This window comes from Streptomyces sp. NPDC091376, from assembly GCF_044757085.1.
Classification (GTDB): domain Bacteria; phylum Actinomycetota; class Actinomycetes; order Streptomycetales; family Streptomycetaceae; genus Streptomyces; species Streptomyces pratisoli.
Genome location: NZ_JBIVUF010000005.1, coordinates 104,152 through 128,989, shown reverse-complemented (window position 1 = coordinate 128,989; position 24,838 = coordinate 104,152). Strand labels below are relative to the sequence as shown.

19 protein-coding genes are annotated in these 24,838 nt (G+C 70.7%); 13 read left to right on the top strand and 6 right to left on the bottom strand.

Going from position 1 to position 24,838, the window contains the following annotated elements:
- The first annotated feature begins 71 nt into the window (after positions 1–71).
- The 9 genes from ACIQMR_RS12760 to ACIQMR_RS12720 all read left to right on the top strand — a co-directional run bounded on the left by ACIQMR_RS12760 (position 72) and on the right by ACIQMR_RS12720 (position 13,989).
- Positions 72–1,253: an ROK family protein gene (locus ACIQMR_RS12760; RefSeq protein WP_401385430.1), complete on the top strand. Its 1,182-nt coding sequence runs from the start codon at positions 72–74 to the stop codon at positions 1,251–1,253.
- A 2-nt stretch (positions 1,254–1,255) separates the two neighbouring features.
- The gene (locus ACIQMR_RS12755; RefSeq protein WP_401385429.1) at positions 1,256–2,578 is read left to right on the top strand and encodes an ABC transporter substrate-binding protein; all 1,323 of its coding nucleotides are present in this window, start codon (positions 1,256–1,258) and stop codon (positions 2,576–2,578) included.
- A 17-nt stretch (positions 2,579–2,595) separates the two neighbouring features.
- Positions 2,596–3,576 (top strand): carbohydrate ABC transporter permease, encoded by a 981-nt coding sequence (locus tag ACIQMR_RS12750; protein ID WP_401385428.1) that lies wholly within the window; start codon positions 2,596–2,598, stop codon positions 3,574–3,576.
- On the top strand, positions 3,573–4,499 hold the full coding sequence (locus ACIQMR_RS12745) for a carbohydrate ABC transporter permease (protein WP_401385427.1): 927 nt from the start codon (positions 3,573–3,575) through the stop codon (positions 4,497–4,499). The genes ACIQMR_RS12750 and ACIQMR_RS12745 overlap by 4 nt, the downstream gene beginning before the upstream one ends.
- A gap of 131 nt (positions 4,500–4,630) precedes the next feature.
- Positions 4,631–6,460, top strand: a complete 1,830-nt coding sequence (locus ACIQMR_RS12740; RefSeq protein WP_401385426.1) for an alpha-galactosidase D — start codon at positions 4,631–4,633, stop codon at positions 6,458–6,460.
- 212 nt (positions 6,461–6,672) lie between these two features.
- Positions 6,673–9,090 carry a glycosyl hydrolase family 95 catalytic domain-containing protein gene (locus ACIQMR_RS12735; RefSeq protein WP_401385425.1) on the top strand — a complete coding sequence of 806 codons (2,418 nt, stop codon included), beginning with the start codon at positions 6,673–6,675 and terminating at the stop codon, positions 9,088–9,090.
- Positions 9,091–9,095: 5 nt separating this feature from the next.
- Entirely contained in the window at positions 9,096–10,298 is a 1,203-nt protein-coding gene (locus tag ACIQMR_RS12730) for an SGNH/GDSL hydrolase family protein (RefSeq protein ID WP_401385424.1), read from the top strand.
- A 195-nt stretch (positions 10,299–10,493) separates the two neighbouring features.
- Positions 10,494–11,717, top strand: a complete 1,224-nt coding sequence (locus ACIQMR_RS12725; protein WP_401385423.1) for an alginate lyase family protein — start codon at positions 10,494–10,496, stop codon at positions 11,715–11,717.
- 73 nt (positions 11,718–11,790) lie between these two features.
- The gene (locus tag ACIQMR_RS12720) at positions 11,791–13,989 is read left to right on the top strand and encodes an RICIN domain-containing protein (protein ID WP_401385422.1); all 2,199 of its coding nucleotides are present in this window, start codon (positions 11,791–11,793) and stop codon (positions 13,987–13,989) included.
- Between the two features lie 64 nt (positions 13,990–14,053).
- Here the strand turns inward: ACIQMR_RS12720 and ACIQMR_RS12715 are convergent, their stop codons facing one another.
- Both ACIQMR_RS12715 and ACIQMR_RS12710 read right to left on the bottom strand, forming a co-directional pair.
- Positions 14,054–14,626 carry a hypothetical protein gene (locus ACIQMR_RS12715; protein WP_401385421.1) on the bottom strand — a complete coding sequence of 191 codons (573 nt, stop codon included), beginning with the start codon at positions 14,624–14,626 and terminating at the stop codon, positions 14,054–14,056.
- Complete coding sequence (locus ACIQMR_RS12710) at positions 14,623–14,895, bottom strand: hypothetical protein (RefSeq protein ID WP_401385420.1); 273 nt, start codon at positions 14,893–14,895, stop codon at positions 14,623–14,625. The genes ACIQMR_RS12715 and ACIQMR_RS12710 overlap by 4 nt, the downstream gene beginning before the upstream one ends.
- A 311-nt stretch (positions 14,896–15,206) precedes the next feature.
- Here ACIQMR_RS12710 and ACIQMR_RS12705 point away from each other — a divergent pair, with 311 nt between their 5' ends.
- Positions 15,207–16,112, top strand: coding sequence for an AraC family transcriptional regulator N-terminal domain-containing protein (locus ACIQMR_RS12705; RefSeq protein WP_401385419.1), 906 nt, complete (start codon positions 15,207–15,209; stop codon positions 16,110–16,112).
- 15 nt (positions 16,113–16,127) lie between these two features.
- Here ACIQMR_RS12705 and ACIQMR_RS12700 read toward each other — a convergent pair whose 3' ends face one another.
- Entirely contained in the window at positions 16,128–17,231 is a 1,104-nt protein-coding gene (locus ACIQMR_RS12700; protein ID WP_401385418.1) for a PP2C family protein-serine/threonine phosphatase, read from the bottom strand.
- A gap of 244 nt (positions 17,232–17,475) precedes the next feature.
- Here ACIQMR_RS12700 and ACIQMR_RS12695 point away from each other — a divergent pair, with 244 nt between their 5' ends.
- Positions 17,476–18,831 carry a flavin monoamine oxidase family protein gene (locus ACIQMR_RS12695; protein ID WP_401385417.1) on the top strand — a complete coding sequence of 452 codons (1,356 nt, stop codon included), beginning with the start codon at positions 17,476–17,478 and terminating at the stop codon, positions 18,829–18,831.
- A 61-nt stretch (positions 18,832–18,892) separates the two neighbouring features.
- Here ACIQMR_RS12695 and ACIQMR_RS12690 read toward each other — a convergent pair whose 3' ends face one another.
- The 3 genes from ACIQMR_RS12690 to ACIQMR_RS12680 all read right to left on the bottom strand — a co-directional run bounded on the left by ACIQMR_RS12690 (position 18,893) and on the right by ACIQMR_RS12680 (position 22,420).
- A complete protein-coding gene (locus tag ACIQMR_RS12690; RefSeq protein ID WP_401385416.1) occupies positions 18,893–20,614 on the bottom strand; it encodes an acyl-CoA dehydrogenase family protein in 1,722 nt (573 codons plus the stop codon).
- Between the two features lie 175 nt (positions 20,615–20,789).
- Complete coding sequence (locus ACIQMR_RS12685; RefSeq protein WP_401385415.1) at positions 20,790–21,653, bottom strand: SMP-30/gluconolactonase/LRE family protein; 864 nt, start codon at positions 21,651–21,653, stop codon at positions 20,790–20,792.
- Positions 21,650–22,420, bottom strand: a complete 771-nt coding sequence (locus ACIQMR_RS12680) for an IclR family transcriptional regulator (RefSeq protein ID WP_401385414.1) — start codon at positions 22,418–22,420, stop codon at positions 21,650–21,652. Before ACIQMR_RS12680 ends, ACIQMR_RS12685 begins: the two co-directional genes overlap by 4 nt.
- Before the next feature lie 206 nt (positions 22,421–22,626).
- Between ACIQMR_RS12680 and ACIQMR_RS12675 the strand changes: the two genes are divergently transcribed.
- Complete coding sequence (locus ACIQMR_RS12675) at positions 22,627–23,775, top strand: mandelate racemase/muconate lactonizing enzyme family protein (RefSeq protein WP_401385413.1); 1,149 nt, start codon at positions 22,627–22,629, stop codon at positions 23,773–23,775.
- On the top strand, positions 23,772–24,782 hold the full coding sequence (locus ACIQMR_RS12670; RefSeq protein ID WP_401385412.1) for a zinc-binding dehydrogenase: 1,011 nt from the start codon (positions 23,772–23,774) through the stop codon (positions 24,780–24,782). The genes ACIQMR_RS12675 and ACIQMR_RS12670 overlap by 4 nt, the downstream gene beginning before the upstream one ends.
- The last annotated feature ends 56 nt before the right edge of the window (positions 24,783–24,838 follow it).

The following is a 24,838-nucleotide window of genomic DNA, read 5'->3' as shown; positions in this document are numbered from 1 at the left end:
GAACTCGAACTTCCGATGAATCCTGCTTCTTTCATTGACAGCAGAAAAGAATGGACCGTAGGTTCCCCGCCATGCGCCCGACCCCTCGCCCGGAGCTGTTCCCGGCCCATACGCCGGCCGCCCCTCAGATCTTCACCATCGTGCTGTCCCACGGTCCGCTGACCCGGGCGGAGATCGCACAACGCGCGTGCCTGTCCCCGGCGGCCGTGACCAAGGCGGTCCGGCCGCTGATCGAGGCCGGATACCTGGTGGAGGACGTCGACGAGGAGTCACGGACCGCGCTGGGACGGCCGGCGAACCCGCTCCGGGTGGACGGCGGCCGGGCCCTGTTCATCGGGCTCAAGGTGACCGGCGACGAGATCATCGCCGTCCTCAGCGATCTGTGCTGCCGGATCCGCGTCGCCCGGCACGTACCGCTCGGCGACCGCGAACCCAAGGCCGTGCTCGCCGAGATGACCGGTCTCGTACAGGAACTGCTCGCCGAGGCCGAGGGGTTCGGTGTGCCGGTGCGCGGAGTGGGCGTCGCGGTGTCGGGCGACGTGGACCGGGCCGCGGGGATGGTGCGGTACTCGCCGTTCCTGGAGTGGCGGGAGATCCCGCTGGCCGAACTGGTCGCCATGACCACCGGACTGCCGGTCACCGTCGACAACGACGTACGCGCGCTGACCGTGGCCGAGCAGTGGTTCGGGGCGGGAGTTGGTCTTTCCGACTTCGCCCTGGTGACGGTCGGCGCCGGCATCGGCTGCGGCCTCGTCGTGGGCGGGCGGGTCGTCTCCGGTGCGCACGGGGTGGCCGGCGAGATCGGGCATCTGTCCCTCGACCCGGCGGGCCCGCAGTGCCACTGCGGCAACCGCGGCTGTGTGGAGGCGATCGCGGCCGACTCGGCGATCGTCCGCGACGTACGGACCGCCACCGGGACACCGGTGGCGGACGCGGCCGAGGCCCTGGCGCTCGCCCACCGCGGCGACCCCGGGGCGAGGGAGGTGTATGCCCGGGCGGGCGAGGCCATCGGACGTGCGATCGGTTCCGTGGTCAATCTCCTCGGACCCGAGCGCGTGATCATCTCCGGCGAGGGACTCGCCGCCTACGACCTGTTCGCCGAGCAGATCCGCGACGCGTTCGCCGCATCCGCCTTCGGCACCGCCGGGCGATGCGACGTCAGGACACGTCCGCTGCCCTTCGAGGAGTGGGCGCGCGGGGCCGCGGCCACCGCCATCCAGTCCTTCATCAGATCAGACACGCACAAGGAGTAGCGATGACGCTGCAGAGCCGCAATCCTTCACCGGCGCCGGCCACCGCCGGGCCCGGACGCCGCGGTGTGGTGGGCGGGCTGTTGGGCGTCGGTGCCGGCGCCCTGGCCGCGCCCCTGCTGACCGCCTGCGGACCGGGCGCGGCGGCCGACCCGAAGACCGTGACCTTCGGGTCCAACGGCGCGGACGCCACACCGAAGTCCGCCTACGCCGCGGTGACGAAGGCGTTCGGCGAGAAGAGCGGCCTGACGGTGAAGACGAACACCGTCGACCACGACACCTTCCAGAAGAGCATCTCCAACTACCTCCAGGGCACGCCGGACGACGTGTTCACCTGGTTCGCGGGCTACCGCATGCAGTACTTCGCCAAGAAGAAGCTGTGCAGCCCCCTCGACGACGTGTGGGAGAAGATCGGCTCCGGCTTCAGCGAGGCCACCCGGCAACTGTCGCGCGGCGAGGACGGCACGTACTACTTCGTGCCGCTCTACAACTACCCATGGGCCGTCTTCTACCGCAAGAGCCTGTTCAAGGAGCGGGGTTACGCGATACCCCGCACATGGAACGAGTTCACCGCCCTCGCCCGGCAGATGCAGAAGGACGGCCTCTCGCCGATCGCCTCCGGCTACGGCGGCGGCGACAGCTGGAGCATCCTCGGCGCCTTCGACTACCTCAACCTGCGCACGAACGGATACGAGTTCCACATGTCCCTCATGCGCGGCGAGGTCTCCTGGACCGACCGGCGCGCCACCGCCACGCTCGACCACTGGCGACAGCTCGCGCCGTACTACCAGAAGGGCGGCGGCGGCCGCTCCTGGCAGGACGCCGCCCAGTCGCTGCTCGACAAGAAGTCGGGCATGGCGGTCATCGGGCTCTTCCTCGGCCAGCAGATCACCGACGAAACGCTGCGCGCCGACATCGACTTCTTCCCCTTCCCCGAGATCGACCCCGCCCACGGCCAGGACACCGTCGAGGCCCCCACCGACGGCTTCATGCTCAGCCGCAGGCCGAAGAACGAGGAGGGCGCCAAGCGCTTCCTGGAGTTCCTGGGCAGCGCGCAGGCGGAGAACCACTACATGGCCGTCGACCCCAGCAACGTCGCCGTCCACCGGAACGCGGGCACCGGCTCGTACAACGACCTGCAGAAGAAGTCCGCCGAACTCATCGCCTCCGCCAAGCACATCACCCAGTTCGGCGACCGCGACAGCGACCCCGGCTTCGTGTCCACGGTCGTCCTGCCCGGCCTGACCGAGTGGCTCGGCCACCCCGACGACGGCTCCGCCCTGCTGAAGAAGATCGAGTCCCAGCGCTCGCGCTTCTTCACCGCCTGACCGGGACCGGACCGACCGTGACTTCCGCACCCCCCGTGCCGTCCCACTCCCCCACGCGACCGCCGGCACCGCGGCCTTCACCGGGTGCCGGGCGCCGCCCGCGGCCCCGCAGGATCGGCGCGGGCGACCGGCTGTTCCTCGCGGTGATCATCGGCATTCCGACGATCGCCCTGCTGGTCTTCGTCTGGCTGCCCGCCCTGGCCTCCATCGGCCTGTCGTTCACCAGCTGGGACGGCATCGCCCTGTCCGACATCCGCTGGACCGGCCTGGACAACTACCGGGAGATCTTCGGGAACTACCCGCCGTTCTGGCCCGCCGTGCAGCACAACGTGATCTGGCTGCTGTTCTCCGTCCTGCTGCCCACGCCGTTCGGCATCTTCCTCGCCTACCAGCTCGACCGGCAGTTGCGCTTCACCAGGGTCTACCAGACGGCGATCTTCCTGCCCATGGTGCTCGCCCCGGCCGTCGTCGGCCTGATCTGGGAGATCATCTACAACCCGGACAACGGCCTGCTGAACGGCATCATCGGCATGGCCGCCCCCGGCCACCACATCGACTGGCTCGGGGATCCCGATCTAAACCTGTGGGCCGTCCTCGTCGCCTCGGGATGGCGGCACACCGGCTACATCATGATCCTCTACCTGGCCGGGCTGAAGAGCTTCGACCCGGCGCTGAAGGAGGCCGCGGCCCTCGACGGCGCCGGCGAGCGGCAGACCTTCCTCCGCGTGGTCTTCCCCGCCCTGCGGCCGGTCAACGTCATCATCGTCGTCGTCACCGCCATGGAGTCGCTGCGGGCCTTCGACGTCGTCTACATCCTCGGCGGCGGCGTCGGCAGCAAGCCCGGCATGGAGCTGCTGTCGCTGCTCATCACCGACAACATCGTCGGCGAGTCCAGTCACATCGGGTACGGATCCGCCCTCGCCGTCGTCCTCCTCGCCGTCTCGCTGGCCGCCATCGGGACCTTCCTGGTGCAGAACTTCCGCAAGGAGGACCGATGACCACGACCCTCCCGCCCCGCCACCGCACCGGGGACGCCCCGCGTGCTCCGCGCACGCCGGGAGGCTCCGCGGCGCCGCGGCGGGAGACCGGCCGCCATCTGCTGCTCGGCGGCATCGCCCTGCTGTGGCTCGTGCCGCTGTTGTGGGCCGTCTACACCTCACTGCGGCCCTACTCCGACACGACCCGCAACGGCTACCTCTCCTGGCCCCGCGGGATCTCACTGGACAACTACACCGGCGCCTGGGCCCAGTCCGGGATGGCGCACTTCTTCTGGAACTCCGTCCTCATCACCGTTCCCGCGGTGCTGGGCACCCTGCTGTTCTCCGCGGCCGTCGCCTTCTACGTGTCACGCTTCGACTTCCGCTGGAACCTGGCCCTGCTCATGCTCTTCACCGCCGGGAACCTGCTGCCGGCCCAGGTCCTCATCACCCCGCTGTACCGCCTGTACCTGCTGGTGCCGCTGCCCGCGTGGATGAGCGACTCGCTGCTGCTCTACAACTCCGCCTGGGGCATCATCGCCATCCACGTCGCCTACCAGTGCGGCTTCTGCACCTTCGTGCTGAGCAACTACATGAAGACCATCCCCAAGGAGATCCTCGAAGCGGCGCAGGTGGACGGGGCCCCCGTATGGCGGCAGTTCCTCCAGATCGTCCTGCCGCTGTGCCGGCCGGCCTTCGCCGCGCTGGCGACCCTGGAGTCGATCTGGATCTACAACGACTTCTTCTGGCCGCTCGCGCTCATCGAGTCCGGCGACAAACGGCCCATCACCTCCGCGCTGGCCAACCTCCAGGGCCAGTACTTCACCAACCCCAATCTCATCGCCGCAGGTGCGCTGCTGACCGCGATCCCCACCCTGCTCGTCTACTTCGCGCTGCAGCGCCAGTTCATCAGCGGACTGACCATCGGCTCCGGCAAGGGCTGACCCGCCCGTCACAGCCCTGCTCGCACCTCCGGCTGCCGTCCCGGCTCCCGTCCCCGGCCCGCACCCCGTCGTACGCCCCCGCCCGCTCGCCCGCCCCGCACCCCCGTCACCCGACCCAGGAGGTCCGGCCCATGCGGTCATCCCCCCTCTCCGCCGTGTCCGAACGCCCTGCCCGCCGCACCACGGGGGCACTGCTCGTGCTCGCCCTCGCCGCGGGCCTCACCACCCTCGCCCCCGCGCCCGCCGGAGCGAACGCCCCCGCTTCCCCCACGACGACGAGTACCGGCGTCGCGGCCAAGCCGTACATGGGCTGGACGAGCTGGAGCATGCAGTCCTCCAAGTACCCCGGGCTCAACCCCGACGGCGACTACAGCTACCTCACCGAGAAGAACGTCCTCAAGCAGGCCGACGCGATGGCCGCCAAGCTCAAGGCCTACGGCTACGAGTACGTCAACATCGACGCCGGCTGGTGGCGCGACATGGCCTGGAAGCCCCGCTTCGACGCGTACGGGCGACAGGCCGCGGACCCCGTCCGCTTCCCCCGCGGGATGAAGGCCGTCGCCGACCACATCCACGCCAAGGGCCTCAAGGCGGGCATCTACCTCCCCGTCGGACTGGAGAAGGAGGCGTACGGCGAGGGCAAGGTCCCGGTCTGGAACGCCGAGGGCTGTACGACCGCCGACATCGTCCACGGCGATCTGCGCACCACCAACGGGTGGGACAGCGCCTACAAGATCGACTTCTCGCGTCCCTGCGCCCAGAAGTACATCGACTCCCAGGCGCGGATGTTCGCCGACTGGGGCTACGACTTCCTCAAGCTCGACGGTGTGGGACCCGGCTCCTTCAAGTCCGGCGAGAACTACGACAACGTTGCCGACGTCGCCGCCTGGCAGAAGGCGATCGCCGCCACCGGGCGCCCCATCCATCTCGAACTGTCCTGGTCCCTCGACATCGGTCATGTCGCCGACTGGAAGAAGCACTCCAACGGCTGGCGCATCGACACCGACGTCGAGTGCTACTGCAACACCCTGGTCAGCTGGGAGAACTCGGTCGACGACCGCTTCGACGACGCCCCCGCCTGGACCCGCCACGCCGGCCCCGGCGGCTGGAACGACCTGGACTCCCTCAACGTCGGCAACGGCGAGATGGACGGACTCACCAAGGCCGAGCGGCAGAGCTACGCGACGCTGTGGGCCATCTCCAAGTCGCCGCTCTACACCGGCGACGACCTCACCCGCCTCGACGCGTACGGCCTCTCCCTGCTCACCAACCGGGAGGTCATCGCGCTCGACCAGGGCGGCACGCCCCCGGCCCGGCCGGTCACGCCCGCCGGCGACCAGCAGGTGTGGGGCGCGAGGAACCCCGACGGCAGCTACACCGTGGCGCTGTTCAACCTGGGCGACGCTCCCGCCGCCGTGACCGCCGACTGGCCCGCGTTCGGATTCACGGGCAAGGCGAAGGTCCGCGACCTGTGGAACCGCGAGAACCTCGGCACGTACCACAACAGGATCACCCAGGCACTGCCCGCCCACGGCTCCCGGCTGTTCACCGTCACCCCGCAGGGCCCGGCCCAGCCCAAGACCGCCTACGAGGCGGAGGCGGCGGGCAACACCCTCGGCGGCAACGCCTCGGTCGCCGACTGCGGTTCGTGCTCCGGCGGGAAGAAGGTCGGCAACCTCTATCTCGGCGGCAAGCTCGCGATCAACGGCGTCCACGCCGCCAAGGCCGGGCGGTACGTGGTCGACATCGCCTACGTCAGCGGCGACGCCCGTACCGTACGGATCTCCGTGGGCGACGGCGGCTTCACCAGCCACAAGCTCCCCTCCACCGGGGACTGGGGAACCGTCGAGACCGTGAGCCTCCCCCTCACCCTCAAGGCCGGTGCCAACACCATCACCTTCGACAGCGGTGACGGCTACGCCCCGGACATCGACCGGATCCGCGTACCGGACGCGTCCTGAACGGCTGCCGGTGGCCCGGTCCTCGGGACCGGGCCACCGGCGCCTCCTGCCCCGGCCGCACCGCCCGGCACCCGCGCCGGACGCGACCCCCGCCTGTCCGTACCGCTCGCACGGCCCGTACCCCTCGAAGGGCTCGTACCCCCGCAACACCCCGTACCTCCCGATGGGCCCCTACCCCCCGATCGGCCCGTACCCCCGGAACGGAGTGCACCGTGGACACCCAGCGCACCGACCAGCCGGAACACCTCCCCAGCCGTCGTGGCCTGCTCTCCCTCGCCGCCGCGACCGGCACGCTCGCGGCCCTCGGCGGACTGCCCGCCTTCACCGCCTCCGCCGAACCGCTGCGGCCCACCGCGTCCACCGTGCCTGCGGACGACGACACCACCGCGCTGTGGTGGCGGGCCCCCGCGGACGACGGGTCGATGATCGAGCAGGGCCTGCCGATCGGCAACGGCCGGCTCGGCGCGCTCGTCGGCAACGACCCCGGCAGGGAGCGCCTCTTCATCACCGACGCCACCACCTGGACCGGCGGCCTCAACGACACCCTCGACGGCGACGGCCAGTTCCCGTACGCCCGCGAGAACTTCGGCTCCTTCACGCTCCTGGCGAAGCTGACCGTCGACCTGCCCGACCACGACATCTCCGCCGTCTCCGACTACCGTCGTGCCCTCGACCTTCGTCAGGGCCTGGTCAGCGCCTCGTACGTCCGTTCCGGCGTCACCTACCGGCGCCAGATCTTCGCCAGCCGGCCCGACGACGTCCTGGTCCTGCACTTCACCCAGAGCGGCGGCGGTCGCTACACCGGCACCATCAGCCTCGACGGCACCCATGGCGAGACCACGACGGGCTCACCGGCCGGGCGGTACGCGTCCTTCGGCGCCGCCTTCCCCAACGGGCTGCGGTACGGGGCGGCGATCACGGCCCACGCCGGCGGCGGCAACGTCGCCGTGAACGGCCCGCGGATCACCTTCAGGAACTGCACGAGCCTCACCGTCGTGATCAGCGGCGGCACCAACTACGCGCCCGACGCGGCAAGGAACTACCGCGATCCCGGACTCGACCCGCAGAAGCTTGCCCGCACCAAGGTGCTCCGGGCCGCCGGGCACCCGGCGACCACCCTGCTCCACACCCATGTCGCCGACCACCGCGCACTGTTCGCGCGCATGGATCTCTCGCTCGGCACCTCGACCGCCCAGCAGCGCGCCATGGACACCTGGGAGCGGATCCGGGCTCGCGCCACGGACCCCGACCCCGACCCCGAACTCGAGGCCGCCTACCTGCAGTACGGCCGCTATCTGATGATCGCCGGATCCCGCGGAAGCCTCCCCCTGAACCTGCAGGGGCTGTGGCTGGACGGCAACGACCCCGACTGGATGAGCGACTACCACACGGACGTCAACCTCCAGATGAACTACTGGATGGCCGACCGGACCGCCCTGTCCGACTGCTTCGACGCCCTGACCGACTACTGCCTCGCCCAGCTGCCGTCCTGGACAGAGCTCACCCGCGAACACTTCAACGACCCCCGCAACCGCTACCGCAACTCGACCGGCAGGATCGCGGGCTGGACCGTCGCGATCTCCACCAACATCCACGGGGGCATGGGCTGGTGGTGGCACCCCGCCGGCAACGCGTGGCTGTGCAACTCGCTGTTCGAGCACTACGAGTTCACCCAGAGCCGCTCCCACCTCGCCCGAATCCATCCGATGCTCAGGGGCGCGTGCGAGTTCTGGGAGGCGCGGCTGCTGACGACCACCGTCGAGGACCCGGAGACGGGGGCCCCGAAAGAGGTCCTCATCGCCGACAGCGACTGGTCTCCCGAGCACGGCCCGCTCGACGCCAAGGGCATCACCTACGCCCAGGAACTCGTCCGGACCCTGTTCGACAACTACCGCACCGCGTGCTCCGTGCTGGGCCGCGACGGCGCGTACGCGGAGACCGTGGAGACCCTGCGGCAGCGGCTGTACCTGCCGCGGGTCAGCCCGAAGACCGGCTGGCTGGAGGAGTGGATGTCCCCGGACAACCTCGGCGAGACCACCCACCGGCACCTCTCCCCGCTCGTCCAGCTCTTCCCCGGCGACCGGATCCGCCCCGACGGCTCCACCCCCGAGGAACTCGTCGAGGGCGCCACCGCCCTGCTGGCCGCCCGCGGCATGGAGAGCTTCGGCTGGGCCAACGCCTGGCGCAGCCTGTGCTGGGCCCGTCTGAAGAACGCCGACAAGGCCTACCAGCTCGTCGTGAACAACCTCCGCCCCTCCATCGGCGGCAGCAACGGCACCGCTCCCAACCTCTTCGACATCTACGAGGTGGAGCGCGGACGCGGCATCTTCCAGATCGACGCCAACTTCGGCACACCGGCCGCGATGATCGAGATGCTGGTCCACTCCCGTCCGGGCCACCTCGAACTGCTGCCCGCCCTGCCCGCCGCCTGGGCCGCATCCGGACGGGTCACCGGTGTCGGCGTGCGCGGCGGCTTCGTCGTGGACCTCCGGTGGCAGGACGGCCGGCCGACCAGGGTCACGGTCCGCAGTGTCGGCGGCCGTACGACCACGGTCTCGTACGGGGATTCCGCCCGGGAGGTCACTCTGGCACCGGGACGGTCCATCACGCTGCACGACCTGGGGCGGTGACCGGTATGCGCCGGACGGCATCCGTCGTGACGGCCCTTGTGATCGCCGCTGCCTGGCTGTTCACCGCCCCCGGCGTCGCCGCCCCCGCCACGACGCAGGAGGTCGTCACCTGGGGCGCCGGTGCCGACCGGATGGGCGAGGCCGTGCCCGACCGCAGCTACCGGTTGATCGTCCGCACCAGCGCGGCCGGCACCGGGGCACGTATCCGTCTCTCGAACGCCTTCGGGGACCGCCCGGTCACCTTCGGCCGCGTCTTCGCCGGCGTCCGCAAGGAGGGCGCCGCCCTGGTCCCCGGAAGCAACCGGCAGCTGACCTTCGGCGGCAACCGGTCGGTCACGGTCGCCGCGGGGGACACCGTCCGGAGCGACCCGCTCCCCGGGCGGCTCCCGGCCGCGACCTCCCTCGTCATCAGCCTGTACGTGTCGGCCGCCGGCGGGCCGGCCACCGGACACGGGATGGCGATGCAGACGTCGTACGCCGCCACCGGCGACCACACGGCGCAGGAGAGCGCCGACAACTGGAGCGAGCGGACGGGCTCCTGGTACTACCTCGACGCCGTCTCCGTACGCGCGGCGCCGGCGACCGGTGCCGTCGTCACCCTCGGCGACTCCATCACCGACGGCTGGCAGTCCACGACCGACCTCGACCGCCGCTGGCCCGACTACCTCGCCCGGCGCCTGCGGGCGAGCGACGCCACCGCGGTCAAGGGCGTCGCGAACGAGGGCATCTCCGGCAACAAGGTCCTGGCCGACGGCGCCGGGCAGAGCGCCGTCAACAGACTCCAGCGCGACGTGCTGTCCCATCCCGGGGTCCGCACCGTCTTCCTCTTCGAGGGCGTCAACGACATCAAGGCGCACACCGGTGTCACGGCCCGGGACATGATCGCCGGCTACCGCGAGATCATCGACCGCGCGCACGCGGCCGGCACGTGCGTGGTCGGAGCGACCGTCGCCCCGTTCAAGGGCTGGTACGAATGGGACGCGGCAGCCGAGGAGGTGCGCCGGCAGGTCAACGAGTTCATCAGAACCAGTGGGGAGTTCGACGCCGTCACCGACTTCGACCGCGTCCTTCGCAGCCCCTACGACGCCGAGCGCATGCTCCCGTCCTTCGACGGCGGCGACCATCTGCACCCCAACGACAAGGGCATGCAGGCCATGGCCGACTCCGTGGCGCTCGACTCCCTCGCCTGCTCCCGGCGGCCCGCCTGAGGCCGGTGGCGGGTTCAGGTTGTGAAGAGAACCCGGAAGCCCCGAGGTTCACATGGATGAACACATGCCTGGCACGCCGGCTTCGGCAGTGCTTCAGAAGTACCCGCGCACCATCTTGACGCCTCTGGTCCAGACCTTTAGTTTCACCGATCGACCAACCCCCTATGTTCATCCACCTGAACGAAGGTCCATCTCATGCCCAAGAAGCGGAACAAGCCTGGTGCGGTGCGCATCAGGAAGAGTTCATTAGTCGCCGTACCCCTGCTGGTCTCCACCCTCCTGGCCGCGCTGATCGCCGGCCCCACGAACGACCGCGCCGAGGCGGCCCCCGCCACGTTCGTCCACCCCGGTGTCCTGGTCTCCCGCGGTCAGCTCGACTTCACCCGCGAGAAGGTGAACGCCGGGGCACAGCCCTGGAAGGGCGCCTTCGACCAGATGATGGCGAGCAAGTACGCCTCGCTGTCCCGCGTGCCGAAGCCACGAGCGGTCGTGGAGTGCGGGTCGTACTCGAACCCCAACAACGGCTGCACGGACGAACGCGAGGACGCCATCGCCGCGTACACGCTGTCCTTGGCCTGGTACGTCACACGTGACAGCCGCTACGCCCAGAAGGCGATCGAGATCATGGACGCCTGGTCCGCCGTGATCAGGGATCACACGAACTCCAACGCGCCCCTCCAGACGGGCTGGGCCGGGTCCTCCTGGCCACGGGCCGCCGAGATCATCCGCTACACCTACACGGGCTGGCCGCAGGACCGGATCGACCGCTTCAGGACCATGCTGCGCACCGTCTACCTCCCCGAGGTGGCAGGCGGCTCCCACTCGAACGGCAACTGGGAACTGAGCATGACCGAGGCCGCGATCGGCATCGCGGTCTTCCTGGAGGACCGCGCCGCGTACGACAACGCCGTCGGCAAGTTCCGCGGTCGCGTCCCTGCCTACATCTACCTCACCGGCGACGGCAGCCTGCCGAGGACGGCACCCGGCAGCGGCCTCGACACCCGCGACGAGATCGTCCGGTACTGGCAGGGCCAGACCACCTTCGTCAACGGCCTCTCCCAGGAGACCTGCCGCGACCTCACACACACGGGCTACGGCCTCTCCGCCATCTCGCACATCGCCGAGACCAGCCGTATCCAGGGCCAGGACCTCTACCCGGAGATCGCGGAGAGACTGCGCCACGCGCTCGGCCTCCATGCCAAGTACGAGCTCGGCGAGACACCCCCGGGCTGGCTGTGCGGCGGGACCCTCCGCGACCACCTCGGCCCGGTCACCGAGGTCGGCTTCAACGCGCTGAACGGCCGGATGGGCATCGCGATGACCAACACCCAGGCCCTCACCGAGCGGAACCGCCCGGCCGGTACGAACAACCTCTTCGTCGCCTGGGAGACCCTCACCCACGCGGCCAACCCCCGCTGAGCGCACGGACGCCTCCGGCTCCGCCGACTCGCATGCGCGCTCCCGGCCCCTTCAACCCCCCACAGGAGTCATCGTGCTCGCACCACGATCTCTGACCGCGGCACTCGCCGCCGCGGCCGTCGTCTGCACGGCCCTCGTCGTGCTGCCTCCCTCCCCCGCCGGCGCCGCACCCACGGCGCCGGCGGCCGCACCACCCACCGGCTGGACCACCGTGGTCAACGCCGGCAGCGGCAAATGCGTCGACGCCCGTGCGGCGGCGACCGCCAACGGCACCGCGGTGCAGCAGTACACCTGCAACACCACCACGGCACAGCAGTGGAGCTTGACCCCCACCGCCGACGGTCATGTCCGCATCGGCAACCGCAACGACCCCGACCAGGTCGTCGACGTGAGCGATGTGTCCACCGCCGACAACGCCGCCGTCCACCTGTGGGCGTACGGCGGCGGCGACAACCAGCAGTGGCAGCCCGTGGACGAGGGCGGTGGCGCGTTCCGCTTCGTCAACCGGCACAGCGGCAAGTGTCTCGACGTGCCGTCCGCGTCCACGGCTGACAGCGTTCAGCTGGTGCAGTACACCTGCAACGGCACCGCCGCCCAGCGGTTCCAGGTGACGCCGGTGAGCACCCAGCCGGGCGATGTGGACCTCGGTCCCCATGTGGTGGTCTTCGACCCCTCGATGCCGTCGTCATCGATCCAGAGCCGGCTGAACTCGATCTTCCAGCAGCAGGAGACCAATCAGTTCGGCTCGCAGCGCTACGCGGTGCTGTTCAAGCCCGGTGCGTACAACAACGATGTCAACGTCGGCTTCTACACCCAGGTCCTGGGCCTGGGCCAGTCGCCGGACTCGGTGACGATCAACGGAGGGGTCCATGTCGAGGCCGACTGGTTCCCGCCGCAGAACGCGACGCACAACTTCTGGCGCGGAGCCGAGAACCTGTCGGTCAACCCCCCGGGCGGCACGGACCGCTGGGCGGTGTCGCAGGCGTCCGGCTACCGGCGGATGCATGTGCGCGGCAATCTCGAACTGAGCGACGGCGGTTGGTCGAGCGGCGGCTTCATGGCCGACTCGAAGATCGACGGTCAGGTGCGGTCCGGCACCCAGCAGCAGTGGCTGACCCGCAACTCACAGCTCGGCAGCTGGACGGGCTCCAACTGGAACATGGTCTTCGTCGGCAGCCAGGGCGTGCCGGGCAACACCTTCCCGAATCCGCCGTACACGACCGTCGACCGGACTCCCACGGTCCGTGAGAAGCCGTTCCTGTACGTCGACGGCTCCGGCGCCTACCGGGCCTTCGTGCCGTCCCTGCGGACCGACTCGACGGCCACCACATGGGCGAACGGGAACAGCGCGGGAACCTCGCTCGGCATGGACCGGTTCTTCGTGGTCAAGGCCGGCGCCACCGCGGCCCAGATCAACGCCGCGCTCGCCGAGGGAAAGAACCTGCTGGTCACACCGGGTGTCTACCACCTGGACCAGACGCTGCGGGTGACGCGGCCCGGCACGGTGGTACTGGGCCTGGGTCTCGCCACGTTCGTTCCGGACAACGGGGTGACGGCCATGACGGTCGCCGACGTCGACGGGGTGAAGATCGCCGGCGTCCTCTTCGACGCGGGCACGGTCAATTCCCGCACCCTGGTGGAGATCGGGCCGGCCGGCGCCTCCGCCTCGCACGCCGCCGACCCGACGTCCCTGCACGACGTGTACTTCCGGGTGGGCGGAGCCGCCGTCGGCAAGGCCACCACGAGCCTGGTGGTCAACAGCCACCATGTCATCGGCGACCACATGTGGATCTGGCGCGGCGACCACGGCTCCGGCATCGGCTGGAACACCAACACGGCGGACACCGGCCTGATCGTCAACGGTGACGACGTCTCCATGTACGGACTGTTCGTCGAGCACTTCCAGAAGCACCAGACGATCTGGAACGGCAACGGCGGGCGCACGTACTTCTACCAGAACGAGATGCCCTACGACCCGCCCGACCAGGCTGCCTGGATGAACGGTTCGACGCAGGGCTACACCGCCTACAAGGTGGCCGACTCCGTCAGCAGTCATCAGGCGTACGGGCTCGGCAGCTATTGCTTCTTCAACGTCAACCCGGGTGTCGCGGCCGAGCACGCCATCGAGGCACCCAACAACCCGAACGTGCGCTTCCGCAACATGGTGACCGTCTCACTCGGCGGGACCGGCACGATCCGGCATGTGATCAACGACCGGGGCGGTCCCTCCAACTCGTCCACCAACGTGGCCAATCTGGTGAGCTACCCCTGACGCGGTCCGCAGCCCGGCCGCCCGGCCCCTGAGTCCCCGCCCGAGCCACCCCTCCGGGGGTGGCTCAGGTGGCCGACGCCAGGTCCCGCTCGGCGACGGCGGCGATGTGGTGGCGCGTCACCTTGGCGATCTCGTCCCAGAAAGGCTTGGCGGTGAGGTAGGTGCCGAGCGCGGCGAGAACGCCCAGGGAGACGTCGACGCTCAGGCGCCCCTGCTTGGCCCAGTACACGTCCTGCAGGTCCAGGAGCAGGGCGAACTCGTCGGTGATCAGGGCGGTTCCGGCTCCGTAGGCAGCGGCGACCCCGGGGTGGCCGACGGCCCGTTCGTCACCGCGTACGGCGATCAGGCCGATGGCTGCGAGGGTGGCGATGCCGATGTTGTAGTGGTGCAGATGACGGCCGCCGGCGGAGATGTTGCCCCAGGGCAGCCAGCCGCCCCGGATGCCGTGGGTGATCAGCCGCACCGTGCCCCAGGTCGTGCCGAACGAGGCCCATGTGACGATCAGCGACCGCTTGGTGGGGGTGAGGTTGCGGTCCGCCGTCTGTCGCCAGCGGTCGACGAGCCTGGGCCGGGCGGGGGCGCTCTGCCCTGCGCTCTCGGCACCCAGAGGATGTACGCCGGTCCTCGGCCCGCTCATACCCTCGGCTCCGCAGGCCGTACGCCGCCGGAGGACGCCGCCGTCGCCGCGGCGACGGCGTCCATGCAGGGGGTGCAGTAGCCCTCGTGGTCGTAGCTGTCGTCCGCCGTGACGGTCGCGTTCGCGCTCATGGCCCGGCCGCACAGAGCCCGGCCCTCGCGGTGGAGCACGTGCCACAGCAGCCGCGGTCCGGTCTCCGTCGTCTGGTGCTCGGCGCGCATGGTGTACATCGCTACCTCCCGCTCGAACGCGGTTGCGGTCACACCCATCAGACGGCACGGTCACCCGGACCGTCGACCCAAACGCGCCACACGGGTGAATCACGGGGCGCGACGTGGACGGCCCGGTCAGGGCCAGGTGACGTCGTTCGGTCGGAGCATCGACGAGGCAAGGAGCGCCGGAAAGGACGGCGACGCGCTCCAGCGCGTGAGCGAGTTCGAGACGGCGGTCAAGGCTCTCTGAGCGGCGCGGGCCTGTGCGGGCCGGCAGCAGCCTTCGCGGGCCCGCGCAGCCTCCCTGGACCTTGCACGATCCTCTCCTGTCCGGGAGCCGACGAGCGGGTGTGTGCTGCACTTGAGGCATGCACCTCGACGAGCTCCGCACCCTTCTGGTCCGGCACGCGCGGCCCGACTGGACCACGGCCATCGACGGCGTGCTCATCTCGAGGGTCGACGAGCCGAACCCGCCGTCGCCCTCGACCTCCGGAACGGTGCTGGCGCTCGTCGCCCAGGGCGCCAAGCGCCTCGCACTGGGCGAGCGGGTCTACGAGTACCGGGCCGGGCAGTATCTCGTCGCATCGGTCGACCTGCCGGTCACCGGCCACTTCACCGAGGCCAGCACCGAGCACCCGGCACTGGGTTTCGGGCTCACGCTGGACCCCTCCGACGTCGCGGAGCTGCTGCTGAAGTCCGGGCCGGGCGACGTGCCGCGCACGGGTGGCGGCGCGCTGCCCGGCATCGCCGTCAGCGACGCGCCGGACGCCCTGCTCGACGCGGTGGTCCGACTGCTGCGCCTGCTCGACGAGCCCCGCGACCAGGCGGTGCTCGCCCCGCTCGTCAAACGCGAGATCCTGTGGCGGCTGATCACCGGCGAGCAGGGCGGCATCGTGCGACAGCTCGGACTCGCCGACAGCAGCCTCAGCCATGTCGCGCGGGCGGTGCGGTGGATCCGCGACCACTACACGCAGCCGTTCCGGGTCGAGGACGTGGCACAGCGGTCCGGCATGAGCGTCTCCGCCTTCTACCGCAACTTCCAGGCGGTGACCGCCATGAGCCCCATCCAGTTCCAGAAGCAGATCCGGCTGCAGGAGGCCCGGCTGCTGCTCGCCACCCACCCGAACGACATCACGGGGGTCGGTCATCGCGTCGGCTACGACAACCCCTCCCAGTTCAGCCGGGAGTACCGCCGCCAGTTCGGCGCACCGCCCAGCCAGGACGCCGCCCGTCTGCGTCGCTCCGTGCGCACCGCCACGGCCGTCCTGCCGTAGGGGTTGAGCCGGACGTCACAGGAGGGTGCTCCGGGATCGCACGGCGAGGGCCGCGATGTCGTCGTCGAGCCTGTCGCCGCTGAAGTGGCGCAGGTCCTGGTGCAGCCGTTCGATCAGCTCGCGGGGCGGCATCGGGTCCTGCCTGCGCATCCAGTCCGGCAGCGGGAAGAACTCGCCCGTGCGGTCGCGGGTCTCCGTGATGCCGTCGGTGTAGAGCAGCAGCTGGTCGCCGGGGGCGAAGGCGACGGTGTCGACCCAGTAGTGGGCTCCGATGAGCGTCGCCAGATTGAGGGGCGGCGAGGCGGCGGTGGGGTCCAGCACGCGGGTCTCGCCCCGGTGGACGAGCAGTGGCGGGGGATGCCCGCAGTTGAGCAGTTTGACGTGGCCCCTGCCGCGCGGGATCTCGATGAGCAGAGCGGTGGCGAAGCGCTCCGGCAGGTCCAGGCCGGGGAACGCGGCACTGTGGCGGGCGATGCTGATCTCGAGGCGCCGGACGATGCCCCTCAGGTCGGGCTCGTCGAACGCGGCCTCCCGGAAGCAGCTGATCACCGCCGCGGCCGCGCCCACCGCCGTCAGGCCCTTGCCGCGCACGTCGCCGATGAGGAGCCGTACTCCGTAGGGGGTGTCGGCCGCCTCGTAGAAGTCGCCGCCGATCCGGGCCTGCTCCTGAGCCGCCAGATACAGGGACTCGATCTCCACGTGCGCGATACGGCGGGGCAGGGGGCGCAGCAGCACCTTCTGGGCCGTGTCGGCGACGAGCCGGATGTGGAAGAGCGCCTCCTCCCGCTGGAGCCGGACATGGCTCGCGTACGCGGCGGCCGCGGTGACGGCGACGATCGCGGCCCCGGTGTAGGCCGTCCCCAGGTCGGTGTAGACGAAGCTGAGGCCGATCATGACCATGAGGCAGAACAACCCCAGAACGATCGTGGGGAGCACGGGCCACATGGCGGCGGCCAGGGCGGGTGCGGCCGGCAGGAGGCGGCTGAAGGCGATCTCCTTCGGGGTGGAGAACGCCAGGCCGGCGACGACGACAGTGAGGATCACCGGTGAGAGCCGGGCAGCTTGCCACCGGGTGCCGTAGGGGGTACGGCGGCGCCGCAGCCATCCGGACATGATCACAAAGGGCATCATATCGGGCGAAGCGATTATGCGTTCCGCTCGATCGAGGGGGCGGGCCTCGCGGCCCGTCGTCCGGCCCGGCGTCCGTCCCGTGCAGGTGCGAGCCACATCGGGGTGCGGGACTGTTCCCGGTCGACTGTTCCCGGTCGGGCGGTCACCCGGACGGGCCCCGGCCGCGCACGGCCGGTCCACCCACCGGGTGCGGCGGCCCTCGGCGGGCCATGCTGCACCGAGGAGGTCGGTCATGGAGCGGATGACAGCGGATGTGTGTGTCGTGGGCGCCGGGCTCGCGGGGCTGGCGGCCGCGCGACTGCTCACCGCAGCCGGACGCGAGGTCGTGGTGCTCGAAGCCCGGGACCGGGTGGGCGGGCGGGTCTGGAACCGGGAGATGCCCGACGGCACGGTGGTCTCCGCGGGCGGCACCTGGCTGGGCAAGGGCCAGGAGCGCATGTTCCAGCTGTGCCGGGAGGTCGGCCTGGACGTCTATCCCCAGTACGACGAGGGCCGGCACATCGTGCGCCTCGACGGGGTCAACCACCACTACCGGGGCACCGTCCCCAAGACCGGCCCGGCGGCGCTCGCCACGCTCGGGGTGGCGTTGCTGCGCCTCAACCTCATGGCACGGCGGCTCCCGGCGGACGCCCCGTGGGAGGCGCGGCACGCACGGGCGTGGGACGCCCGCACCCTCGGGCAGTGGCTGTCCCACCCGCTCAACGTGCCCTCCGCCACCGCCCACACCCTCCTCAGATCGACGATGAACCTGCTGTTCTGCGCCGATCCGGCGGAGGTCTCGCTGCTGGGCGCACTCGTCCTGGCGCGGGGCGGTGGTGGCTTCGGCTACTACACCGATTCCCGCAGGACGGAATCGCACCTGGTGGACGGCGGGGCTCCCGAGCTGGCCCGCCGGATGGCCGGGCAGCTGGGCGCGGCGGTGCGCCTGTCCAGCCCGGTCCGGCGGATCGGGCGGAGCGCCGCCGATGCCCGGGTCGTCTCCGACACGGTCGAGGTGCGGGCACGGCGTGTCATCGTGGCCACGCCGCCCGCGCTGGCGGGACGGATCTCGTTCGACCCGCCACTGCCCGCGGCCCACAGCCATCTGCGCCAACGGGTGGTGCCGGGGGCGATCATCCGGGTCATCACGGCGTACCCCGAACCCTTCTGGCGGGACCAGGGGCTGTCGGGGCAGACGCTCGCGCCTCTGTCGCCCGTCGGCATCACCATCGACCAGACTCCCCGTTCGGGACGCCCAGGCGTACTGAGCAGCTACGCCTACGGGGACGCGGCGGTGCGGCTCGGCCGCCTGGATCCCGGGCAGCGGCGGGAGGTGTGGCTGCGCGCGCTCACCGACCGCTTCGGTCCCAAGGCGCGCCGGCCCTCCGCGTACCTGGAGACCGACTGGTCCGACCAGCCCTGGTCGCTGGGCGGGATGGTCGCCCACTTCCCGCCCGGCGCCCTGACGAACTACGGCAGCGCGCTGCGCGAACCGGCGGGAAGGATCCACTGGGCCGGTACGGAGTCGGCGACGCTCATGCACGGGCTGATGGAGGGAGCGGTCCGCTCGGGCGAGCGAGCGGCCCACGAAGTCCTCGCCGCCGGCTGACCACGTACCGCGATACCGCGGTACGTGGTCGGGGCGGGCGGACGACCGGGCCGCCGTATTGCTACGGCGCCATCTCGTAGGCTCCCGACAGCGCCTCGACGCGCTCCCACACCCGGGCCGAACGGTCCTCGTCGACGACCGGACGCCGGATGGCCGCCAGGGCCCAGCGCTGCTGGTCCCCGGTGGCCGAGTCCTTGCCGTGCAGCTCGACGGCGTGCTCGGAGAAGTCACGTACGAGCACGGCGAACAGCTCGTCCAGCACATCCTCGTCCGAGCCGGTCAGGTGCGCCTGCTCCAGGATCAGCTGACCGTGGACGACGAGCGCGAACAACTGGCCCACGGCCAGGAGGAGGTCCAGGTCGCGGCTCTGCGCCTCGTCCGGGGCGGCGGTGGTGACGAACGCGCACAGGGCGTCGGCCTGTTCGCGGAACCGGGCGACGTTGGGCACGTGCGCGTAGGCGTCGTAGGCGGCGCGCCAGTCGTGGAAGCGTACGGAACCCAGCCCGCGGGCCGGTCCCTGCTGGAAGAGGAACGCGTCGTCGGACGCGTCCAGCCTGGTCGGGACCGGCGCGTACTCGGCGGGGTCCAGCAGGTGGTTGCGCATGAACTTGAGGATCAGCGCGAGGTTGACGTGGACCGTGCCCTCCAGCTTGGGCAGCCCACGGATCTCGGTGGCTGCCTGCGCGAAGTAGGTGTCCTTCTCGAAGCCCTTGGCGGCGATGACGTCCCACATCAGGTCGATGACCTTCTCGCCCTCCGTGGTCACCTTCATCTTCGTCATCGGGTTGAACAGCAGATAGCGGCGGTCGTCGGGTCCCGCGGAGCGGAAGTAGTCCACGGCGCGGTCGCTGAACAGCTTCATCCCGACGAGACGGACGTACGCGTCGGTCAGCTCACGGCGCACATGGGGGAAGGCGGTGACGGGGCGGCCGTAGAGGATCCGGTTGTGCGCGTGGGTCACGGCCTCGTACATCGCGTGCTCGCAGATGCCGATGGAGGCGGTGCAGAGGTTGAACTTGCCGACGTTGACGGTGTTGAGGGCGGCGTCGAAGGCGGCGCGGCCGGTGTGGAGCACGTCCTCGGGGCCGACGGGGTAGTCGTCGAGGCGGAACTCGCTGACGTACTTGGAGGAGTCGACGACGTTCTTCACGAGGTGGTACGCCGGGTGCCGGCTGTCGGCGGCGAAGAAGACGTACCCGTCCGGGCCCTCGATGTCGGTGCGGCGGCCGAAGACGGAGACGAGGCCCGCGGCGTTGCCGTTGCCGATGTAGTACTTGGAGCCGCGGGCGCGGAAGCCGCCCCGGCCGTCGGGCTCCAGCAGCATGTCGGTGGAGTAGATGTCGGCGCCGTGGGCCTTCTCGGACAGGCCGAAGGCGAACACCTCGCCCTGCGCGAGGAGTTCCGCGGCGTGGCGGCGGACCTCGGCGTTCTCGCTCTGCCAGACGGGGCCGAGACCGAGGACGGTGACCTGCCACGCGTACCAGTAGTCGAGCCCGTAGAAGCCGAAGATCTCGTTGAGGGCGGCGATGCGGGCGGTGTCCCACCGCTTGTCCGCGTTCCCCTCGGCGGCGGAGGCCGGGGTGAGGAAGGTCGCGAACAGCCCCTCCTTGGCGGAGAAGGCCAGGAAGTCCGCAAGCCAGGCACGGGAGCGGTAGTCCTCGATCAGCCTGCGCTTGCCGCGGTCCTCGAACCAGTCGACGGTGGCACGCAGCAGCCTGCGGGTCTCGGGGTCGAAGTGCTCCGGGTCGTAGGTGCGCGGGTTGAAAAGCAGCTGGTCGGCCACGGGGGGTCCGCCTTTCCGGCTCGGCGTCGAGGGCTGGGCGCCAGGATCAGATCTTTCTATGCAACTCGTTGCACAGACAAGTCGTGCCCCCGGGTGAGATACGACTCACCCGCGCGACCGGACCGAGCCGCCGGGCTGAGGGGAACGGCGCGGGGCACGCGCCCGCGCGCCGCGCTCAGCCGGCGAAGGGCCTGCCGGGCTGCCCTTGTCCCGCGGCGGGCAGGACCAGCAGCGAGCCGGAGAGCGGATGCGGCCGGGCCAGGCCGGTGCGGGCCGTGGTGACGTAGAGATCGCGCAGCTCCGGGCCACCGAAGGCACACGCGGTGGGGCGCCGTACGGGCAGTTCGACGACGCGGTCGAGCGCGCCGTCCGGTGTGTAGCGGCGGATCGCCGCCCCGTCCCACAGGGCGACCCAGACGCAGCCGTCGGCGTCGACGGCCAGCCCGTCGGGGAATCCGGCGCCGCTCTCGACGCGGGCGAACTCCCGTCGGTTCAGGGCGCGTTCGCCGTCGTGGTCCAGGACGTCGATCCGGTGGGTGGGACTGTCGATGTAGTACATCAGCCGGCCGTCGGGACTCCAGCCCGTGCCGTTGCTGACGGCCACGTCCGCGAGCTGCCTCGTGACCGTGCCGTCCGGTGCGACACGGGTGAGGCTTCCGCCGCCCGGGCGTTCGTCGTAGCGCATGGTGCCGGCCCAGAGCGATCCGTCCGGGGCGACGGCGGCGTCATTGCCGCGGCGGCCGGGCAGCGGATCGTGGACCAGCCAGCGGAAGGGCTCGCCGTCGGGGCCGTAGAGTCCGACGCCGTCCCTGAGGTTGACCACGAGCCCGCCGCCGGCGCGCGGCTTCGCGGCGCCGACGTGCTGCTCGGCGGTCATGACTGTGCGGCGCCCGTTCGACGGGGCGTAGGTGTGGATGCGCGAGGAGAGGATGTCGACCCAGATGATCCGGCCGGTCGCCGGGTCCCAGGTGGGGCCCTCGCCCAGCGACGCCCGCTCCCGCACCGCGACCTCGTACCGCATCGGCCTCACCGGCTTCATCTGGCGCTCCGGTGGCCGAGGCGCACCGACAGGTCGGCGGCGCCCTTGGCGGCCAGCTCGGCCAGCTCGCACTCGCGCGCGTCGCTCCAGCGGATCATCGGTACGGAGATGGAGAGCGCGGCGACGACACGTCCGGCCCTGTCGCGTACGGGAGCGGCCACGCAGCTGACGTCCGGGTTGGACTCCTGGTGCTCGACGGCGATGCCGCGGGCCCGGATGCCGGAGAGGGCTTCGCGCAGCACGTCCGGGTCGGTGATGCTGTTGGGGGTCATCGAGGTGAACTCCCGGCCCGCGAAGCGGCTTTCGAGCTCGGGCTCGGGCAGGCTCGCGAGCAGCATCTTGCCGACCGAGGTGCAGTGCGCGGGCAGTCTCCGGCCCGCCGCCGAGACCATGCGCACGGCGTGCGTGGAGTCGACCTTGGCGATGTAGATGACGTCGGTGTCCTCGAGGACGGCGACATGGACGGTCTCGCCGCAGGTGTCGGCGATCTCCCGGGCGACCTGCTGTCCCTCGGCGGCGAGATCGAGCTGTTCCGCGTACCGGCTGCCGAGCTGGTAGGTGCGGACGCCGAGGCGGTAGCGGCCGGGCTGTTCGGGAACGGGCACCACGTAGGAGCGGGCGGCGAGGGTGGTCAGCAGCTCGTGCACGGTCGTGCGCGGCAGCTGGAGCCTGCGGATGACGTCCGGCGCGGAGAGCGTGCCGTCGCCTTCGAGGAACAGCTCGAGGATGTCCAGTGCTCTGGTCACCGCCGGTACCAGTCGTCCCATGGTCGGCCTCCGCCCCGCTTGTTCGAAACCCCGACCAGTGGCCGGTATCGCGAACACAGGGTACGCACAGCTTTGTTCGACGGGCAACGGCCCGGTCCGGCAGACCTTCTGCGTGAACCATTGACACCCCTCCGCCTGCCTGAATACGGTCGCGCCACGATTTCGAACGTGTGACGAAATTTCGAACAACCCGAGGGGCAACTGCCTTGCGTATCACGGGAATCAGCACGCATGTCGTCGGGACTCCCTGGCGAAACCTCACCTACGTCCTCGTCCATACCGACGAGGGCCTCACCGGGGTCGGCGAGACCCGCATGCTCGGCCACACCGACGCACTCGTCGGCTATCTCCGCGAGGCCGAGGCCAACCACATCGCCGGCTCCGACCCGTTCGCGGTCGAGGATCTCGTGCGCCGCATGAAGTACGGCGACTTCGGACGCGCCGGCGAGATCGTGATGTCCGGTGTCGCGGTCGTGGAGATGGCCTGCTGGGACATCAAGGGCAAGGCGCTGGGCGTACCGGTGTGGCAGCTGCTCGGCGGCAGGGTCACGGACCGTGTGAAGGCGTACGCGAACGGCTGGTACACCACCGAGCGCACCCCGGAGGCGTACCACAAGGCCGCCCAGGAGGTCGTCGCCCGCGGCTACCGGGCGCTGAAGATCGACCCGTTCGGAACGGGTCACTTCGAGCTCGACCACGAACAGTCCCGGTACGCCGTGTCGTTGATCGAGGCGGTGCGTGACGCCATCGGGCCGGAGACCGAGCTGATGCTGGAGATGCACGGCCGCTTCTCACCCGCGACGGCCGTGCGCCTGGCTCGCGAGCTGGCCCCGTTCCGGCCCGCGTGGCTCGAGGAACCGGTGCCGCCGGAGAATCTGAAGGCGCTGGAGAAGGTCGCCGCCAAGGTGGACATGCCGATCGCGACCGGGGAGCGCGTCCACGACCGGATCGAGTTCCGCGAGCTGTTCGAGTCGCAGGCCGCCGACATCATCCAGCCCGACGTCGGCCACATCGGCGGCATCCTGGAGGCGCGCAAGCTCGCCGCGACCGCCGAGACGCACTACGTGCTCGTCGCCCCGCACAACGTCGGCGGATCGGTCCTGACCGCCGCCTCGCTTCAACTCGCCGCCTGCACAGCGAACTTCAAGATCCTGGAGCACTTCAACGACTTCGCGGACGCGGAGATCAAGAAGGTGGTGCGCGGGGCGCCCCAGGTCGTGGACGGCTACTTCGAGGTCTCCCACGCGCCCGGCCTCGGCGTCGAGTTCGACGAGGACGCCGCGGCCGAGTTCCCCCAGCAGCAGGCGCGGTTCGACCTGTGGGCCGACGGCTGGGAGAAGAGGGCGCCGAAGTGAGCCGCGCGATCGTCGTCGACGAGCCGGGCGTCTTCCGGTTCGTGCGGCGCGAGAGGCGGGAACCGGGGCGGGGCGAGGTGCGGATCCGGGTCGCCGCCGCCGGGATCTGCATGAGCGACCGCGAGGTGTACCAGGGCCGTCGCGACGCGGACTACGTCCGCTACCCGGTGGTGCCCGGCCACGAGTGGTCCGGAACGGTCGAGGCGGTGGGCGAGGGGGTCGATCCAGCCCTGGCGGGACGGAAGACGGTCGCCGAGGGATTCCGCGCGTGCGGAGTCTGCGAGCGGTGCCGCGAGGGCGACACCAATCTCTGCACGAGCGGATACGACGAGACCGGCTTCACCCTGCCCGGCGCCTTCGCCGACCATCTCACCGTTCCCGCCCGGCTGTTGCACCCGCTCGCCGACGACGCGGACCTGCGGGCCGCCGCCCTGCTGGAGCCGGCCGCGGTGATCGCCGCGGCGGTACGGGCAGGGGCACCGCGGCCCGGGGAGCGCATCGCGGTCGTCGGCGCGGGAACGCTCGGCCTGCTCGCCGTGCAGCTCCTCGCCGCGCACTCCCCCGCCGTGCTGACCGCGATCGACCCACGGGAGACCCGCGCCCAGCAGGCGCTGCGCTTCGGCGCGGACGAGGCGCGCGCCCCCGAGGAGGCCGTGGCACACGCCGGACGGTACGACCTGGTCGTGGAGACGGCGGGCGCGCCGACCACCGCACAGGACGCGTGCCTGCTCGCCCGCCGGGGCGGACGGGTCGTCCTGACCGGGATGTTCGCGCCGGGGGCCGCGGGGATCGATCCCGTCCGGCTCTCGCTGAGCCAGCTCACGGTACGGAGCGTCTTCGGCGCGTCGTCGTCCGCCTGGGCCGACGCCGTACGTGCCTTCGGCATCGGACTGCTGGATCCGGCTCCGCTGATCACGCACGAGTATCCGCTGGAGCGGTTCGACGAGGCCATCGCCCTCGTCGGCAGCGGAGACCCGAAGGCGGGGAAGGTGCTCTTGCGCCCGTAGGTCCCGTCCGCGCGGCGCGTCCCGTCCGCGCGGCACGGCGGCCTGCGACGACTCCG

Bases quoted from the DNA above. Each gene is read 5' to 3' on its own strand.
- ACIQMR_RS12745 (WP_401385427.1), top strand. From the start codon at position 3,573: ATGACCACGACCCTCCCGCCCCGCCACCGCACCGGGGACGCCCCGCGT.
- ACIQMR_RS12740 (WP_401385426.1), top strand. From the start codon at position 4,631: ATGCGGTCATCCCCCCTCTCCGCCGTGTCCGAACGCCCTGCCCGCCGC.
- ACIQMR_RS12685 (WP_401385415.1), bottom strand. From the start codon at position 21,653: ATGAAGCCGGTGAGGCCGATGCGGTACGAGGTCGCGGTGCGGGAGCGG.
- ACIQMR_RS12710 (WP_401385420.1), bottom strand. From the start codon at position 14,895: ATGGGTGTGACCGCAACCGCGTTCGAGCGGGAGGTAGCGATGTACACC.
- ACIQMR_RS12755 (WP_401385429.1), top strand. From the start codon at position 1,256: ATGACGCTGCAGAGCCGCAATCCTTCACCGGCGCCGGCCACCGCCGGG.
- ACIQMR_RS12725 (WP_401385423.1), top strand. From the start codon at position 10,494: ATGCCCAAGAAGCGGAACAAGCCTGGTGCGGTGCGCATCAGGAAGAGT.
- ACIQMR_RS12705 (WP_401385419.1), top strand. From the start codon at position 15,207: ATGCACCTCGACGAGCTCCGCACCCTTCTGGTCCGGCACGCGCGGCCC.
- ACIQMR_RS12695 (WP_401385417.1), top strand. From the start codon at position 17,476: ATGGAGCGGATGACAGCGGATGTGTGTGTCGTGGGCGCCGGGCTCGCG.
- ACIQMR_RS12715 (WP_401385421.1), bottom strand. From the start codon at position 14,626: ATGAGCGGGCCGAGGACCGGCGTACATCCTCTGGGTGCCGAGAGCGCA.
- ACIQMR_RS12760 (WP_401385430.1), top strand. From the start codon at position 72: ATGCGCCCGACCCCTCGCCCGGAGCTGTTCCCGGCCCATACGCCGGCC.
- ACIQMR_RS12680 (WP_401385414.1), bottom strand. From the start codon at position 22,420: ATGGGACGACTGGTACCGGCGGTGACCAGAGCACTGGACATCCTCGAG.
- ACIQMR_RS12730 (WP_401385424.1), top strand. From the start codon at position 9,096: ATGCGCCGGACGGCATCCGTCGTGACGGCCCTTGTGATCGCCGCTGCC.